Origin of the sequence: Billgrantia sulfidoxydans (assembly GCF_017868775.1) — a bacterium.
Lineage (GTDB): Bacteria > Pseudomonadota > Gammaproteobacteria > Pseudomonadales > Halomonadaceae > Halomonas > Halomonas sulfidoxydans.
In genome coordinates this window covers 1,629,600-1,646,471 of sequence record NZ_CP053381.1, presented here as the reverse complement: position 1 = coordinate 1,646,471, position 16,872 = coordinate 1,629,600, and the positions used below count along the sequence as shown (strand labels likewise).

Below are 16,872 nucleotides of genomic sequence, written 5' to 3'. Positions count from 1 at the left end.
CCTATCATGGAGAATATCGAGAAGCAAACGACCGTTTTATTTTCCTTCGACGTTGGTGGCAGCTGCTCCGACGCCGAAACCGAGGGAGGAGCGAGTGGATGTCTGAGCAAGTAGAACGCGATTCGATGGACTTCGACGTGGTGATCGTCGGCGCAGGCCCCTCGGGCCTGTCGGCCGCCTGCCGCCTGATGCAGCAGGCGGGCGAGGCCGGCCAGGAGCTGTCGGTGTGCGTGGTGGAAAAGGGTTCCGAAGTCGGTGCCCACATTCTCTCGGGCGCCGTGTTCGAGCCCCGCGCGCTGGCCGAGCTGTTCCCCGACTGGGAGGCGCGCGGCGCGCCGCTGACCACCCCGGCCACCCGCGATGAGGTCTACCTGCTCAGGGACGCCCAGAAAGCCCAGAAGCTGCCCAACGCCCTGGTGCCGAAGAGCATGCACAATACCGGCGGCGACCTCACGCGCTACGTGATCAGCGCCGGCAACCTGTGCCGCTGGCTGGCCGAACAGGCCGAGGAACTCGGCGTCGAGGTGTTCCCCGGCTTCGCCGCCCAGGAGGTCATTCACGACGACGACGGCACCGTGCGCGGCATCCTCATCGGCGACATGGGCGTGGCCGCCGACGGTACGCCCAAGGATAGCTATATGCCGGGCATGGAGCTGCGCGCCAAGTACACCCTGTTCGCCGAGGGCGCCCGCGGCCATCTGGGCAAAGGGCTGATCTCGCGCTTCAGGCTCGACGAGGGTCGCGACCCCCAGCATTACGGTATCGGCCTCAAGGAGCTGTGGGACATCCCCGCCGAGCAGCACGAGCCGGGGCTGGTCCTGCATGGTTCGGGCTGGCCGCTGGCCAAGGACACCCACGGCGGCTGGTTCCTCTATCACGCCGAAAACCATCAGGTGGTCGTCGGCCTGATCATGGACCTCTCCTACCAGAACCCCTGGCTCTCGCCGTTCGACGAGTTCCAGCGCATGAAGCATCATCCGGTATTGGCCAAGCATCTTGAGGGCGGCAAGCGGGTCGCCTATGGCGCGCGGGCCATCACCAAGGGCGGCCTCAACTGCCTGCCGAAGATGACCTTCCCCGGCGGGCTGCTGATCGGCTGCGACGCCGGCACGCTGAACTTCGCCAAGATCAAGGGCCTGCACACGGCGATGAAATCCGGCCTGGTGGCCGCCGAGGCGGTGTTCGAGGCCATCGCCGGCGGCGACGAAGGGGGCCAGGAGCTGACCGCCTTCAGCGAGAAGTGGGAGTCGAGCTGGGCCTACGCCGAGCTCAAGGAGACCGCCAGCTTCGGCCCGGCGCTTCACAAGTACGGCACCGTGGGCGGTGGTGCCTACAACTTTGTCAACCAACTGCTCGGCGGCAAGCTGCCCAACCTTCACGACACCACCCCGGATCACGCGGCCCTGAAGCCGGCCGCCGAGTTCGAGAAGATCGATTACCCCAAGCCCGACGGCAAGCTCTCCTTCGACAAGCTCTCCTCGGTGTTCCTGTCGAACACCAATCACGAGGAGGACCAGCCGAGCCACCTGAAGCTGCTGGACCCGGAGCTTCCCATTCGCGAGAACCTGCCCAAGTACGCCGAACCGGCCCAGCGTTACTGCCCGGCCGGGGTCTACGAAGTGGTCGAGGACGACGACGGCAAGCCGCGATTCCAGATCAACTTCCAGAACTGCGTGCACTGCAAGACCTGCGACATCAAGGACCCGGCGCAGAACATCAAGTGGGTAGCGCCCGAAGGCGGCGGCGGGCCCAACTACCCCAACATGTAGCAGCGGTAGCGAACAAGCGAAGGGCGTGCCATTGGCGCGCCCTTCGTGGTTGCGGCGAAGCCCCAGGGCCATCGCCGATCGCCGCCCCTCACTCAGTGGCGGCGATCGACGGCGGCCCGTGAGGATACCGGCACCAGTCGGGACAGCCGGGGGTGCGCCTCCCCCTCGCGTGGCAGCGCCGGGGTGTCCAGACTCAGCCCATGTACGGTCTCGAGGCAGTGGCGCACGGCCTCGATGCCGAAACCACGGCCGGCGAGAATTTCGCGATAGCTGACGGTGTGCAGGTCGTTGAAGCCGCTGGAGAACTCGAACTCCTCCCCGTCGCAGGCGATGCTGCGGAACGTGGATGACTGACCGCTGGCACGTTCGGGCAGGTCCTCGGCATCGATGGAGAGGAACCAGCGCACCCGGGCCTTTTCATACTCGAGGTAGCCGGCAGCCTTGTGCTCGTCATGGTAGTGCAGCGCCTGGCTCTCGAGCCCACCGAAGATCACATGCAGCATGTCGAAGAAGTGGATGCCGATTTCCGCCATCACGCCGAACGACTTGCGTGGATCGCCTTTCCAACTGGCCAGGTACCAGGGGCCGCGTACCGTGACGTAGGTCAGCTCGACCTCGTATCGTCCATTGCGCTGCTCGTGCATCACCTTGTCGCGCAGCTCGTGGATGGCCGGGTGGTGGCGCAATTGCATGATGCTGTAGACCCGATGTCCGGTCTCCTGCTCGATACTGCGCAGCTCATCGAGCTGAGCCGGCGTCGACACCAGCGGCTTCTCGCAGATCACGTCGCAGCCCAGATACAGACCGGCGGTGATATGGGCGCTGTGCAGGTGGTTGGGAGAACAGACCACCCAGTAGTCGATTCCCCTGCCCCGCTGCCGCCTGAGCCACCAGGCGTGCTCCATGAAACTCTCGAATTCGGTGAAGAAAGCGCATTCGGTGGAGATGGAGTCGATGATGCCTACCGAATCGTTGATGTCGTAAGCCGCCACCAGGGCGTGTCCCATCTCCTTGATGGCCTGCATGTGGCGAGGCGCGATGTATCCGGCAGCACCGATGAGGGCAAAATTCATGGTGTTCTCCCTCGGTTTCCTTGTCCGCCATTCGCTGAAGCCCATCGGCTGACGCAAGAGATCACTCGCATGAGTAAAGCCTAGTTCAGTCAGCCACGCGCCACTGGTCTCGACGGGTCTCGAATCCATTCGCTCCACGATCCCGGATAGAGCCGAGGCAGAGCGCGACCGGCAACGGCATAGGCCAGGACGTTGTGGCAGGCGGTCACACCGGAACCACAGTAGGCCACCACCGCCTCGTCAGGGGGAAGCTCGGCGTCCAGCACCTCGGAAGACTTGAAACGCCCCGCTTCGGTGAGATTGGCGGCGCTGGGGCGGCACACTGCTCCGGGAATGTGCCCGGCCACCGGATCGATGGGCTCGGCCTCGCCGCGGAAGCGCTCCTCGCTGCGGGCATCGAGCTTGAGTTCCCGCCCGGAGAAGACTTCGTCTGCGCTCATGAAGGCCCTATCGTCGAAACTCGGCTGCCAGCGGCTCGGCTCGGGTCGCACTTCCTGCCCCAGCATGAGCTCGCCGCCCTCCTCCTGCCAGGCGCGCAGCCCTCCGTCGAGTACGCGGACGTCGGGGTGTCCCGCCCACACGGCCAGCATCCACCAGGCCCGCGCTGCGGCCAGCTGACCGCCCATGTCGTCCAGCACCACCACGGCAACGTCCGGGGAGATGCCGAGCCGCTGCAGCGTGGCGACAAAGGCCTCGGGGGTGGGCAGAGGATGGCGACCGCCCCCGCCGGGTTCGGCCGCCAGGTCGCGATCGAGGTCGAGATGCAGACTACCGGGCACATGGCCGGCTTCCCACAGCCGACGACCGGCATCACCGTCGCCCAGCCGCGCGCGGCAGTCGAGCACTCGCGGGGGATGGCCGCCTTGCAGCGAATCGGCGAGTTCCTTGGCCGAGATGAGTACCTGGCTCATGCGCGTTCTCCTTGGATGGACGCTGTGGGCTCCTTCATGCCAGCGAGCAGTTCAATGGGCGCCCGGCAGGCGAGCAAGCGACGCCGCCCGGCCTGCTTGAAGTTTACCTCGATCACCGGGTCAGCGGGGTCGCCCTCCACCACCACGACCACTCCCTCGCCGAATACCGCATGTCGCAGCCGCTGTCCGGGATGATAGGGCGGTATGGCATAGGCCGCGCCCGGCTCGCCGACCGCGTGCCCCCGTTGCGTCAGTTCGATGCCAGCGTAGCCGACGGCGGCCAGGTAACGCGAGACCAGCCCGGGCGACGCCACCGCCAGGACGGCATCGCCTGCCGCCGGTTCCGCCAGCCGGGCCGCGACGTGTTGACAGTCCTCCCAGGCCGTCTCGGACAGGAAGCGGCTGGGGCGATGATCGCCGCCGTCGTGCAGCAGCATCAGACGTTCGCGGGCCCGCGTCACGGCGACGTAGAACAACCGCCTCTCCTCTTCCAGGCGCTCGGGAGAGAGCGGGTTGTCGCGGCTGTAATGCGGGAAATCCTCCTCGTTGACGCCGGCGACCACCACCAGCGGCCACTCCAGCCCCTTCGCCCCATGCACGGTGGTGATCAAAAGGCCATCGGCATGATTCTCCACGGGACGTTCGAGCAGTTCGAGGAAGGTGTCGATGTCCTGTGTCTCGCCGGCCTGCTCGACCAGCACGTCGAGCAGGCGCACGTCTTCTTCGCCCTTCTCACGACGCGCGGCGGCACGCTTGAGCACCTTTTCGGCATCCAGCGCCTCGACGATGTGTGCCAGCAGGCGCGCCGGCGGCCAGGCGCCGAGCCGCGGCAGCTCGCAAAGCAGCGCCCAGCGGCGCTTCAGGTTGCGTCGCTGCACGGGCTTGAGGCCCGCCAGCAGGGGATCGTCGCGCTCGGGATAGTGCTGGGTCTGCGCCAGACGCTGCGCCAGGGCAGCGAGGCGCTCGCGGGCAACGAAGGGCGTGGGCTGCTCGAGCAGGCGCAGCAGGTGCGCCGGGTCGTGCAGCAGGGTCGGCGTGCGCGCCAGACGCAGGTAGCCGGCCAGGGCCTGGACCAGCGGCAGGCGAAAGACGAAGCGATCCTCACGGGAGAGGCGGAACGGAATCCCGGCCTGCAGCAGCTGCAGCTGTACGGGAACCGACAGCGCCCAACTGCGCACCAGCAGGCATGCCTCGTCGAGCGTTCTTGCCGCGCGGCACCAGCGGTCGAGCGTCGTCAAGAGCGCCGCACTGCCCTGCTCGATGGCCAGTGCCGTGTTCGGGTTGCCGGGCGCGGCCAGGCACAGCTGGTCGGGGCGCCGACGGTTGGCGGCAATGGCATGGTTGGCCAGCAGCGCCAGCGCATGGCCATGGCGAAAGGTGGTCGAGAGCGGGTAGTCGATGGCCGCACCGAAGGTCGCGGTGAAGTGCTCGCGCATGGTGTCGGGATGGGCGCCGCGCCACTCGTAGATGCACTGGTTGGCATCCCCTACCGCCATCACGTCGGCATGGCGGCCGGCAAGCAGCGCCAGCAGGCGCAGCTGAGCCTGGTTGATGTCCTGGTACTCGTCGATGATCGCCTGATCGAGGAAGCCCTGGACCCGCCGCACCAGGCCGGGGTCGGCTTCCAGTGCACGCAGGGGGCGGTAGAGCAGGTCCGAGTAGGTCATCAGGCTGTGCTCGGCCAGCAGCGCCTCGAGCCGTTCGAAGGCCGCAGCGAAGTGTTCGCAGCCCTCGTCATGGTCGAGCCGTTCCAGCAGCGTGGCCGCCGGCACCATCTCGGCCTTCACCAGCCCGCAGAAGTGCGCCAGTGCCTCCAGGGTATCGGCTTCCAGTGCCAGCTCGCGCCGCTCGTCATCCTCCAGCACCTCGAGGGTCGCCTGGCGCAGCAGCCGCTCGACCTGCCAGTCGGCGGCCACCAGCCGGCGCGGGGCCAGCGCCCCCCAGCGGGTCAGGCTGGCGGTCAGGCGATGCCCCAGCGAATGGAAAGTGCGCACGTCGGGCAGGCGCTGTCCGGCGGGGGCCATCTCGACGAGCCGCCGCTGGAAATCCTCGCGCGCCGAGCGATTGAACATCAGCACCAGGATCCGGCTCGCCGGTACGCCGCGCTCGAGCAGGTGCAGCACGCGAGCGACCAGGGTGGTGGTCTTGCCGGCGCCCGCCACGGCAGCGACCCGCGCATGGCCGGCACCATGCTCGACGACGGCACGCTGCTCTTCCGTCAGCCTCACGAAGCCTCGTCGGGCAGTTCGCCCAGGGGTTGCCAGCAGCCGTCGCTGGTAAGCCCCAGCTCGATCACGCCACCCTCTGCTTGCCGCTGCTCGGCGTGCTCCACCAGGCGGTAGTAGACGTTACGCCCCAGGCGGGCGGCAAGGCCGAAGCGCACCGGGACCTCAGGCACCAGGACGCCATCGGGCGTGGCGCTGACGCGCAGCCGGTGCTCCTCATCCAGGCGCAGGCGATCGCCGGCGTGGGTCGTCAGCCACCAGTCGCCGGCGGCTTCGTCGTGCTCGGCGTCGACCACGATAAAGGGCCGGTCGACCACGCGGATGCGCTGCTTCTCCACCGGTGTCACCAGGTAGTAGTGGCCGTCCTCCTCTCGGCGCAGCAGCGTCGAGAGCAGCCGCACCAGGCGCGGCCGTGACATCTCGCGGCCGTCATGGAACCAGCGGCCGTCGGCGGCGATTTCCAGATCCATTTCCCCTGTCTGGGTCGGCTGCCAGCGGTCCACTGGCGGAATGGCACCATCGGCTACTACATGGTTGAGCAGCGGATCCAGATTCATGCTTGCCCCCGATATTTCGTCGTTTTCCGGCTATACCAGACCGGCCCGCGCCAACACCTCTCGTGTCTCGGCGGACACCTCGGGAGCGGCGTGACGAAACAGCCGGTAGAAATTGGCCGTGGTCTGCATGGCCACCTCCTCGACGCTGATGCCGCGCTCGCCGGCGATGCAATGCGCCACTTCCACCACCCAGGCCGGCTCGTTGGGCCGGCCGCGATGCGGCACCGGTGCCAGGTAGGGGCTGTCGGTCTCGATCAGCAGGCGGTCGAGCGGCACCCGGCGAGCCACCTCGCGCAGTGACTCGGCGTTGCGGAAGGTGACGATACCCGACAGCGAGATGTAGAAACCGTGGCGCACTGCCTCCCGTGCCATCTCGAGGTCCTCGGTGAAACAGTGCAGCACCCCGCCGATGGCCGGGTCGCTGTGCTCGCGAATCAGCGCCAGGGTGTCCTCGCGGGCGTCGCGGGTATGCACGATCACCGGCAGCTCGAGCTCGGTGGCGGCGACCAGCTGGCGGCGGAAGCGTTCACGCTGGATCTCCCGCGACGGCACGCGCTCGGGCGCCTTGTCGAGATAATGGTAGTCCAGGCCGCACTCGCCGATGGCCACGACTCCGAAACGCTCGGCGGTCTCCTTGATGCTCTCGAGCTCGGGTTCGCAGTCGAGCAGATGCAGCGGATGCACGCCGGCGGAAATCGCCACGTCGGCGTGCTCCCGGGCGATCCCGGCCAGCGTCGGCACGTCGTCCAGCGTCACGGCGACGGCCAGGAACTGGCGTACGTCGCGAGCCCGGGCCGCCTGCAGGGCGGCGGCGAGGCTGCCCTCGTGAGTGGCGGGGTCGAGGCGGTCGAGGTGGCAGTGCGAATCGACAAACATGCAGGGGGAAACTCGTCAGGTGTATGGCGCGGAACGCAGTGCTGTCCGCTCACAGGGTATAGGTCGGGGCGCCCTTGTCCAGTTGCCCGGCCAGCAGGGTCTCGATGCGGTCTCGCACGCCGTGGTCCTCGGGGCTGAAGTGGATACCGATACCCGGCACCCGCCGCCCCGCCACGCCATCGGGCGAGACCCAGACGACCTGGCCGGTCACCGGGACCCGCTCGCTCTCGCCGGGCAGGGTCAGCAGCAGATAGACCTCCTGGCCCAGCTCGTAGCGCTCGCGAGTGGGCACGAAGATGCCGCCCCGCTCCAGCAGCGGCATATAGGCGGAGAGCAGCGTCTGCTCGTCCTGGATCGTCAATGACAGGGCCTTCTGCGGCGCCATGAGTGCTCCTCCCTTTCGCCCCGCTCAGGAGCGCAGCAGGGTCGACCAGCGGACCAGCCAGGCCTCGAGGACCAGCTGGGGATTGGGGTTGCCGCCCGCTGCCAACAGTCGGCGCTGCTCGCGGGCAAAGTCCAGCAGCCGGAACCAATCCTGCACCCGGGCGTTCTTGACCGCCTGGCGGAACAGCGGCAGCAGGTCGGGATTGCGCACCTCGTCGGCCTCTCCCGACAGGCCCAGGCGAATGAGATCCTCGAGCCAGGCAATACCGTACCACAGGATCGATTCCAGGGACTGGCGGTCGAGGCGCGCCGCCTCGGCCACCGGCTCGGCGCCGCGCACCAGGGCATCGAAGGTCTCGTGCAACTGGTTGCGCAGCGCCCGGGAGTCGGGGGTCGCCAGCTCGACCGCCAGCAGCGGCAGGCCGCCCGAGACCCGGTACCAGAACGCGGCTTCCTCACGACTGCCCAGCTGCTCGCCCAGCCACGCCAGGCTATGCTCGGGTGAAGGCGACGGCAGGCTCCAGTGCTGGCAGCGCGAGCGAATGGTGGCCAGCATGCGCGAGGGCACGTCCGCCAGCAGCACGAACTGGGTGCGCTCCCCCGGCTCCTCCAGGCTCTTGAGCAAGGCGTTGGCGGCGGCCACGTTCATCGCCTCGGCCGGCGACAGCACGATCACGCGATGGCCGCCCTGCTGGGCCGTCTGGGCGACGAAGGCGTTGACCTCGCGAATGGGGTCGATACGGATCTGCCGCTTGCCCTCATCAGGCGACACGCGCAGCAGGTCGGGATGATAGCCGGACGCCAGCATGCGGCAGCCGTGGCACTGGCCGCAGGCCACCTCGCCCGGCGAGGTGCACAGGAGCTGTGCGACCAGGGCATCGGCGAAGCGCTGCTTGCCGACGCCATGCGGCCCCGAGAGCAACAACGCATGAGGCAGCCGAGCGCCACGGTACAGCGCCAGGAACCGACGCCACAACGGCTCGTGCCACGGCAGCGGGATCGGCAGGGAGGGCTCGCTCACAGCCACTCCCTCACTCGCTCTTCCAGGCATGCCGAAAGGCGCGCCTGCACGGTTTCCAAGGGGGCGTCGGCATCGATGACCGCCACCCGTCGGGGCGCCGCCCTGGCCCGTGCCAGGTAGACGCCACGCACGGCCTCGAAGAAGGCGGAATGCTCCTGCTCGAAACGATCGCGGGTATGGCCGCCAGCTGCCAAACGGCCCTGCAGGCGCCGCTGGGCCGCGTCCACCGGCATATCGAGCAGCAGCGTCAGGTCCGGCTCTAGGCCCTGCTGCACGAAGCGCTCCAGTTCGGCGATACGTGCCGGGTCGATGCCACGTCCCCCGCCCTGGTAGGCGAAGGTGGCATCGGTGAAACGATCGCAGAGCACCCAGGCGCCGCGGGCGAGCGCCGGGCGAATACGCTGCGCCAGGTGCTGAGCGCGAGCGGCGAACACCAGCAGCAGCTCGGCATCGGCGTCGAGCGGCTCGTCGGCTTGCGGTGAGAGCAGCAGTTCACGAATGGCTTCGGCTCGCGGCGTACCTCCCGGCTCCCGGGTGCGCACCACCTCGACGCCATGCGCCGTCAACCATTGAGCCACCCACGCCAGGTTGGTCGACTTGCCGACTCCCTCGCCGCCTTCCAGGGTGATGAATCGTCCACGCTGTTGCATCGGGGCTCCTGTGCGTCCGGCCGCTCAACGGTTGCGGATGTAGCGGTTCACGGCATTGTTGTGTTCGCGCAGCGTACGTGAGAAATGGTGCGTACCGTCGCCCCGCGAAACGAAGTAAAGGGTCTCGCCGGGCAGCGGGTCGACGGCGGCCTCGAGCGAGGCGCGCCCCGGCATGGCGATGGGCGTTGGCGGCATTCCGTCGATGGTATAGGTGTTGTATGGGGTCGATTCCTGCAGGTCGGCGCGGGTGATGCGTCCTTCGTAGCGCTCGCCCATGCCATAGATCACGGTAGGGTCGGTCTGCAGGCGCATGCCGCGCTCCAGGCGCCGCTTGAAGACACCGGCGATTTCGCGACGCTCCTCGGGAGCGCCGGTCTCGCGCTCGATCAGCGAGGCCATGATCAGCGCCTCGTAGGGCGTCTCGATGGGCAGGTTGTCGCTACGCGCCTCCCAGACCTCGTCCAGCACTTGCTCCATGCGTGCAAGCGCCTGGCGCAGGATATCCACGTCGCTCATGCCCTTGTGGTAGCGATAGGTATCGGGGAAGAACCAGCCCTCGGGGTGCCGTCCCTCGCGCTCGAGCAGCGCCATGATCTCTTCATCGCTAAGATCCGCGGTACGGTTCTCGAGCTTGGCGGCGGCATCGAGTCGGGCGCGCATCTGGCGGAAGGTCCAACCTTCGGGGATGGTCAACGGGTAGGTGACGACGCGATCGCTGCCGAGCAGCTCGATCAGCTCGCGCCCGCTCATGCCCGGCTCGAGCATGTACTCGCCGGTGCGCAGCTGGGGGATCGCCTCGGGCTCGATCCGCGTCAACAGGCGAAACGCCCACTCGTCCTCGATCGCACCGCGTGCCGCCAGATCCGCGATCACCCGGTTGTACCCCGCCCCGCGCGGCACCTCGTAGAGGGTCTCCTCCTCCACCGCAATGGGCGCCTCGAGCCGGCTCTGCCAATAGCGATAGCCGGCGAAGGCCGCCACGGCGGCCAGGAGGGCCAACACCACCAGAAACTTCACCAAACGCAGCATGCGTCTTCCTCGTTGCCCACTCTTCATTGCCCAGTACATTCCGTCCGCGGAACCAGGCCGGCGAATCTCGCTTCGCATGCCCAGCCGCGCAGCTCAATGCCCAAATTCGGCCGGGTATCCCAGCAGCTCATGGGCCTCGCGCTGGATGTCGCGGCGGAGGCCGGCCAGCGTCCAACACCGCTGCATGGCGCCATCGGCGGTATCGAGACGTATCACGGGCCAGAGCCCCTGGAGCGAATTGCCGAGCCACACGGCCTCGGCTTCGGCCAGCACCTCCGGCCCCGCGACGACCTCCGTGATCGGCAGGCGCTCCATCAGGGCCGCACGCAGCGTTCCGGCCACGCCGCTACCGTCCAGCCGCGGCGTCTCCAGGCGCCCCCGGCGCTGCCAGAACAGGTTCATGCAGGTGGCTTCGACCAGGCTCCCCTGGCTGTCGCAGAGCAGCCCTTCGGCCACCTCGGGGTCGTCCCACTCGCTGCGTGCCAGTACGTTCTCGAGCCGATTGAGGTGCTTGAGCCCCGCGAGCGCTGGCTGGATGCCCAACTGCAAACGGCAATGCCGCACCCGCACGCCCGCCTCCCAGCGCTCTACCTGGGGTGCGAAGCGGGACAGCTGCCACAGCAAGCGCGGCTCGGCCGGTGACGGGGGAAGGTAGCCTCGGCCTCCACTGCCTCGGGTCACGATCAGCTTGAGCACCATGAGGCCGGCCCCCGCCTGGCCGGGCAGGCCGTCGAGTTCGGCGGCAGCGGGCATGGGAATGCCCAGGGCACGGCACCCCCTGGCCAGGCGGGCCATGTGCTGCGGCCACAGCTGGGGTTCACCATCGCGCACCAGCACGGTCTCGAACAGCCCGTCGCCATAGGCCAGGCCGCGATCGTCGGCGGCAATCGGCGTATCCGATAGCGACCGGGTCATGTCACGCCCTCGACAGCCCGGCTCAGCGCAGCCGGGAGAAGACCAGGGTCCCGTTGGTGCCACCGAAGCCGAACGAATTGGACAGCGCCACGTCGATCTTCATCTCGCGCGCAGTATGCGGCACGTAATCCAGGTCGCAGCCCTCCTGGGGATTGTCCAGGTTGATCGTCGGTGGCGCCACCTGGTCACGAATCGCCAGGATGCAGAACACCGCCTCGACGGCGCCGGCGGCCCCCAGCAGATGGCCGATCATGGACTTGGTGGAACTCACCGCCACCGAGTTGGCCGCCTCGCCCATCACCTTGCGGACCGCTCGGCTCTCGGCCAGGTCGCCCGCCGGCGTCGAGGTGCCATGCGCATTGATGTAGTCGACCTGGGCGGGGTCGATGCGCGCATCGCGGATGGCATTGCGCATGGAGAGTGCCGCCCCGCTGCCGTCCTCGGGCGGCGCGGTCATGTGGTAGGCGTCGTCGCTCATGCCGAAGCCGGTCAGCTCGGCATAGATCCGCGCCCCGCGCGCCTTGGCGTGCTCGTACTCCTCCAGCACCAGGATACCCGCGCCGTCAGACAGCACGAAGCCGTCACGGTCGCGGTCCCAGGGGCGACTGGCGGCCTGGGGGTCGTCGTTGCGGGTCGACAGCGCCCGAGCGGCGGAGAACCCGCCCAGCCCCAGCGGCGTGGTGGCCATCTCGGCCCCGCCGCAGATCATCACGTCGGCATCGCCGTAGGCGATGGTGCGGGCACTGTAGCCGATGTTGTGGGTGCCGGTGGTGCAGGCCGTGGTGATGGCGATGTTGGGCCCGCGGAAGCCGTGCTGGATGGCCAGGTTGCCGGAGATCATGTTGATGATGGATCCCGGCACGAAGAAGGGCGAGATCCGACGCGCCCCCCCCTTGTGCATCGCGTTGTGGTTCTGTTCGATCATCGGCAGCCCGCCGATGCCGGAACCGATCGCCACGCCGATACGCTCGGCGTTCTCTTCGGTGCACTCGATGCCGGCATCCCGGATGGCCTGCGCTCCCGCCGCCACGCCGTACTGGATGAACAGGTCCATCTTGCGCGCATCTTTCGGGTTCAGGTACGGGCTGATGTCGAAGTTCTTGACCGAACCGCCGAAGCGAGTGTTGAAGCCGGCAGCATCGAAATGCTCGATAGGGGCAATACCGCTGTTGCCGGCCAGGATGTTCTCCCAGCTCTCCTCGACGGTGTTGCCCACCGGCGTGACCAGCCCCAGCCCGGTCACCACAACTCTACGAGCCATCAGAAATCCTCCAGACAACCTTGATGACACGGCCCTTCTCCAGGGCCGTCATTGCGCGCATTATACCGGACATGCTCCTCGCTTGGGCAGCCACGGCTCGACACAAAGCAAAAAGCCGCCCTGGGACTCAGGACGGCTTTTCCAGGGCCCTCGCAGGGCCCTTCACCTCAGCAAGCGGTGACGACCGCGCCCTTACTGGTGGGCGTTGACGTAATCGATGGCTTCCTGAACGGTGGTGATCTTCTCGGCTTCTTCATCGGGGATTTCGGTATCGAATTCCTCTTCGAGCGCCATGACCAGCTCGACGGTGTCCAGGGAATCGGCGCCCAGGTCCTCGGTGAAGGAGGAGCTGTTCTGGATGTCCTCTTCCTTGACGTTCAGGCGCTCGGCCACAACCTTCTTCACGCGCTCTTCGATGGTGCTCATTATACGTACTCCAGTCGTTCAAGTTAGCCGTTCAGATGACCAGCCGTTTGGTCCGCAAACTCAAGCTGCGGGGTAGTTTATAGACGCCCCCCCGTCGGCGCAACCACCGACCCGCGGGGGCTTCAACGCATGTTCATGCCGCCGTTGACCTGCAGCGTCTCGCCGGTGATGTAGCCAGCGGCGTCGCTTGCCAGGAAACCGACGGCAGCCGCAATCTCCCCGGGCTCGCCGAGGCGCGCCAGCGGAATCTGGGTCAGCAGCGCCTGATGCTGCTCTTCGGGCAGCGCCCGCGTCATGTCGGTGGCAATGAAGCCCGGCGCCACCGCATTGACGGTGATGGCCCGAGACGCCACCTCACGCGCCAGGGCGCGAGTGAACCCCTCCATCCCTGCCTTCGCGGCAGCATAGTTGGTCTGGCCGAGATTGCCCATGGTCGCCACGACCGAGCTGATGCTGACGATACGGCCGAAGCGGGCCTTGGTCATGCCGCGCAGGCACGCCTTGGTGACGCGATAGACCGACTTGAGGTTGGTGTCGAGCACCGCATCCCACTCGTCTTCCTTCATGCGCATCAGCAGGTTGTCCCGCGTGATGCCGGCGTTGTTGACCAGGATGGTGGGTGCCCCGAACTCCTCGGTGATGGCCTTGACCAGCGCATCGACACTGGCCTGGTCGGTCACGTCGAGCGCCCTGCCGGCGCCCTCGATACCGTTGGCACGCAGGTCCTCGTCGATCCTGGCCGCACCCGACTCCGTGGTGGCCGTGCCGATCACCACGCGCCCCTGACGGCCAAGCTCATGGGCAATGGCCTGACCGATGCCGCGGCTGGCGCCGGTCACCAGGGCGATTCTGCGTTCGCTGGACATAACCTGTTCCCGCTCCGACTGCTGTTGGGTCCTGGGGCTCGATGCCCCTCGTTGTATGGGCCGGCCGTGCCTTACTGGCCGACCGCCTCACGCGCCAGGCCAAGCGCCGCCTCGAGGCTGTCGGGATCGTTGACCGCCAGCCCCTTGCTGCCCTTGGCAATGCGCTTGCCGAGGCCGGTGAGCACCTTGCCCGGCCCGCACTCGATGAAGACCGAGGCACCCGCTGCCTCCATCGCCTCGACGCAGGCGGTCCAGCGCACCGGCTGATAGAGCTGCTCGACCAGGCGCGTGCGCAGGGTCTCGACATCGGCATGCGCCTGGGCATCGACGTTCTGGTAGACGGTATAGCGCGGCGGACGCATGTCGAGATCGGCCATGGCGGCCTTGAGCCGTTCGGCGGCCGGACGCATCAGGGCGCAGTGCGAAGGCACCGACACCGGCAGCGGCATGGCACGCTTGGCTCCTGCCTCCTGGCACAGGGCAATGGCCCGCTCCACGGCGGCCTTGTCGCCGGCGATCACCACCTGCCCCGGGGCATTGTAGTTCACCGCCGCCACCACCTCATTCTGCGCGGCCTCGGCGCAGGCCGTTTCAACGGTGGCATCCTCGAGCCCCAGGATGGCCGCCATGGCGCCACGACCGACCGGCACCGCTTCCTGCATCGCCTCGCCGCGCAGGCGCACCAGGCGCACGCCATCGGCGAAGCCCATGACACCGGCACACACCATGGCGCTGTATTCTCCCAGGCTATGACCCGCCATGGCGCCTGGGCGCGGTCCCTCCAGCTCCTGCCAGACGCGCCAGATGGCCACGCTGGCGGTCAACAGTGCCGGCTGGGTACAGGCGGTCGCGTTGAGAGCCTCGCCGGGCCCCTCCTGGACCACCTTCCACAGGTCGTAACCCAGAGCATCGGCGGCCTCCTCGAAGGTCGTGCGCACGACGCTGTAGCGTTCCGCCAGCTCCCGCAGCATGCCCACCTGCTGGGAGCCCTGCCCGGGAAAGACGAGGGCAAGGGGTTGAGTCATGTCATTCACCATTGCTCTTGTTGAGTGCTGTCACACCGGGTACCCAGCTCCATGGCGAGCCGCCCCGGCAAGCCGCGGTCGACCTCCTGCACGGCCCGCGACACGGCATAGGAGAAGCCGGTGACATCGGCGCTGCCGTGGCTCTTGATGACGATGCCGTCGAGCCCCAGCAGGCTGGCGCCATTGTAGCGCACCGGATCGAGCTCGTTTTTCAGCCGGCGCAGCGCCGGCCTCGCCAGCACACCGACCAGGCGGCTGCTCCAGTGCGACTCGAAGGTCGTCTGAACACGCTCGATCAACATGCGCGCCAATCCTTCACTGGCCTTGAGCACCGCATTACCGACGAAACCATCGCACACCACCACATCGGCGGAGCCGGCAAAGATGCCGTCCCCCTCGATGAAACCGATATAGTTCAGTGAGCCAAGCGCATCCAGCAGCGCATCCGCCTGACGCACCGTCTCGCTGCCCTTGGTGCCTTCGCTGCCCACGTTGAGCAGCGCCACCCTGGGAGCGGCGAGACCATCCACATGACGCGCCATGACTTCACCCATGCGGGCGAAGTCCACCAGCCGCTCCGCGCTGACGTCTACGTTGGCGCCGAGGTCCAGCAGATAGCAGCGCCCGTCGCCACGGGTGGGGATGGCCGTGCAGATGGCCGGGCGCGGAATGTCCGCCACGGTCCCCAACGCTCGCCGGGCCAAGGCCATCAGGGCGCCGGTATTGCCGGCACTGACACCGGCGGCGGCATCGCGACTGGCCACATGGGCGAGCATCCGCGCCATGCTGGTATCGTCGCCCCGCCTGAGCGCGTCGGAGGGCCGCTGATTCGGGTGAATCACGCCCGGCGCATGGTGAACGGACAGATGCGAACCGGCCGCGGCGAGATGCCGCGGCAGATTCTCGAGCGCGCTTGACAGCTGGTCGCCCGGACCGAATAGGTCGATCGCCAACCCCGGCCAGGCCTGGACGGCAGCGGCCGCACCATGTACGGCCACGGCGGGGCCGGCGTCTCCGCCCATCGCATCGATGGCAATCCGCACGTTCAAGTGCCGACGGTCATCGACGACGAGTCGACTCAGGCGTCGACCACCTTGCGACCACGGTAGAAACCGTCAGGAGAGACGTGATGGCGCAGGTGAGTGGTACCGGTTTCCTTGTCCTGGGACAGGGTCGGCGCACTCAGGGCGTCATGGCTGCGGCGCATGCCGCGCTTGGAACGGGTCTTACGATTCTGTTGAACTGCCATGGGTGTCACTCCGAAGTGAGACGATAAACAATCAGGATTTGCCCTTGAGGTGACGCAGCACCTCGAAAGGACTCGCGGGAGTCGGCTCGCTCGATTCGGCCTCCTCGCCGCTGCTCAGCTGGTCGCGCGAGACGCGGCAATGCGCCTCGTCGTGGTAAACCACCTGGGGCAAGCTGAGGATCAGTTCATCCTCGACCACCGCCAGCAGGTTCAGCTGTTCGTTTTCCACCAGCACCGGCTCGTGGGTGCTCGGCAGCTCTGCCGCCAGCGCATCGCTCGAGACCATGCCCAGCAGGAATTCGCTCTCGACATGCTGCGCCATGGGTTCGAGGCAGCGCCGGCAAGGCAGCTGCAGCTCGGCCTCGAGGCGACCGCGAATCTCGCGGCGGCCCTGGGCATCGATGCCGAAATCGAGCCACACCTGGCAGTCGCCCGCCTGGGCACCGACCTGCTCGGCCAGGCGCTCGAACTGGTCGAGCGCCATCAGGCCGGAGAGGCTTTCGCCACGAGCGGCGAGCCGATAGGGCTCGACCCTGTTGGGAAGTCGTGAGGTCAACATAGGCGCGCAATGATAGGCACTCCCCCAGCCCCTGTCAAAGACGCCCTCTCAACAAGTTACACTACCCGCCTGCCCG

General features: G+C 67.5%; 18 protein-coding genes. 1 reads left to right on the top strand and 17 read right to left on the bottom strand.

Annotated features, from left to right (window positions below):
- Positions 1-98: 98 nt before the first annotated feature.
- Entirely contained in the window at positions 99-1,769 is a 1,671-nt protein-coding gene (locus tag HNO51_RS07705; RefSeq protein ID WP_197450482.1) for an electron transfer flavoprotein-ubiquinone oxidoreductase, read from the top strand.
- Between the two features lie 92 nt (positions 1,770-1,861).
- On the opposite strand, the gene HNO51_RS07700 is transcribed toward HNO51_RS07705, so the two are convergent.
- From HNO51_RS07700 to HNO51_RS07620, 17 genes are all read right to left on the bottom strand, one after another.
- Positions 1,862-2,842, bottom strand: coding sequence for a Gfo/Idh/MocA family oxidoreductase (locus HNO51_RS07700; RefSeq protein WP_197450481.1), 981 nt, complete (start codon positions 2,840-2,842; stop codon positions 1,862-1,864).
- A gap of 89 nt (positions 2,843-2,931) precedes the next feature.
- A complete protein-coding gene (locus HNO51_RS07695; protein WP_209538864.1) occupies positions 2,932-3,753 on the bottom strand; it encodes a sulfurtransferase in 822 nt (273 codons plus the stop codon).
- Positions 3,750-5,981, bottom strand: a complete 2,232-nt coding sequence (locus HNO51_RS07690) for an ATP-dependent helicase (RefSeq protein WP_197450479.1) — start codon at positions 5,979-5,981, stop codon at positions 3,750-3,752. The genes HNO51_RS07695 and HNO51_RS07690 overlap by 4 nt, the downstream gene beginning before the upstream one ends.
- Entirely contained in the window at positions 5,978-6,535 is a 558-nt protein-coding gene (locus tag HNO51_RS07685; protein WP_197450478.1) for a DUF1285 domain-containing protein, read from the bottom strand. Before HNO51_RS07685 ends, HNO51_RS07690 begins: the two co-directional genes overlap by 4 nt.
- Before the next feature lie 30 nt (positions 6,536-6,565).
- Positions 6,566-7,411 (bottom strand): TatD family hydrolase, encoded by an 846-nt coding sequence (locus tag HNO51_RS07680; protein WP_197450477.1) that lies wholly within the window; start codon positions 7,409-7,411, stop codon positions 6,566-6,568.
- Positions 7,412-7,460: 49 nt separating this feature from the next.
- Positions 7,461-7,796, bottom strand: a complete 336-nt coding sequence (locus HNO51_RS07675) for a PilZ domain-containing protein (protein ID WP_197450476.1) — start codon at positions 7,794-7,796, stop codon at positions 7,461-7,463.
- Between the two features lie 24 nt (positions 7,797-7,820).
- A complete protein-coding gene (locus HNO51_RS07670; protein WP_197450475.1) occupies positions 7,821-8,846 on the bottom strand; it encodes a DNA polymerase III subunit delta' in 1,026 nt (341 codons plus the stop codon).
- Positions 8,813-9,466, bottom strand: a complete 654-nt coding sequence (gene tmk / locus HNO51_RS07665) for a dTMP kinase (RefSeq protein ID WP_197450474.1) — start codon at positions 9,464-9,466, stop codon at positions 8,813-8,815. The genes HNO51_RS07670 and tmk overlap by 34 nt, the downstream gene beginning before the upstream one ends.
- A gap of 24 nt (positions 9,467-9,490) precedes the next feature.
- Positions 9,491-10,495 (bottom strand): endolytic transglycosylase MltG, encoded by a 1,005-nt coding sequence (gene mltG, locus HNO51_RS07660; RefSeq protein WP_197450473.1) that lies wholly within the window; start codon positions 10,493-10,495, stop codon positions 9,491-9,493.
- Positions 10,496-10,588: 93 nt separating this feature from the next.
- Positions 10,589-11,410 (bottom strand): aminodeoxychorismate lyase, encoded by an 822-nt coding sequence (pabC, locus tag HNO51_RS07655; RefSeq protein ID WP_197450472.1) that lies wholly within the window; start codon positions 11,408-11,410, stop codon positions 10,589-10,591.
- 22 nt (positions 11,411-11,432) lie between these two features.
- Positions 11,433-12,674 carry a beta-ketoacyl-ACP synthase II gene (fabF, locus tag HNO51_RS07650; RefSeq protein ID WP_422674263.1) on the bottom strand — a complete coding sequence of 414 codons (1,242 nt, stop codon included), beginning with the start codon at positions 12,672-12,674 and terminating at the stop codon, positions 11,433-11,435.
- A 189-nt stretch (positions 12,675-12,863) separates the two neighbouring features.
- On the bottom strand, positions 12,864-13,097 hold the full coding sequence (gene acpP, locus HNO51_RS07645) for an acyl carrier protein (protein WP_008956801.1): 234 nt from the start codon (positions 13,095-13,097) through the stop codon (positions 12,864-12,866).
- Positions 13,098-13,219: 122 nt separating this feature from the next.
- Positions 13,220-13,963 carry a 3-oxoacyl-ACP reductase FabG gene (gene fabG / locus HNO51_RS07640; protein WP_197450470.1) on the bottom strand — a complete coding sequence of 248 codons (744 nt, stop codon included), beginning with the start codon at positions 13,961-13,963 and terminating at the stop codon, positions 13,220-13,222.
- Positions 13,964-14,034: 71 nt separating this feature from the next.
- The gene (fabD, locus tag HNO51_RS07635; RefSeq protein ID WP_197450469.1) at positions 14,035-14,988 is read right to left on the bottom strand and encodes an ACP S-malonyltransferase; all 954 of its coding nucleotides are present in this window, start codon (positions 14,986-14,988) and stop codon (positions 14,035-14,037) included.
- Positions 14,989-14,993: 5 nt separating this feature from the next.
- On the bottom strand, positions 14,994-16,031 hold the full coding sequence (gene plsX / locus HNO51_RS07630) for a phosphate acyltransferase PlsX (protein WP_197450970.1): 1,038 nt from the start codon (positions 16,029-16,031) through the stop codon (positions 14,994-14,996).
- Between the two features lie 35 nt (positions 16,032-16,066).
- Positions 16,067-16,237, bottom strand: a complete 171-nt coding sequence (gene rpmF, locus HNO51_RS07625; protein WP_021820795.1) for a 50S ribosomal protein L32 — start codon at positions 16,235-16,237, stop codon at positions 16,067-16,069.
- 31 nt (positions 16,238-16,268) lie between these two features.
- Positions 16,269-16,796, bottom strand: coding sequence for a YceD family protein (locus tag HNO51_RS07620; protein ID WP_197450468.1), 528 nt, complete (start codon positions 16,794-16,796; stop codon positions 16,269-16,271).
- Between the last annotated feature and the right edge of the window lie 76 nt (positions 16,797-16,872).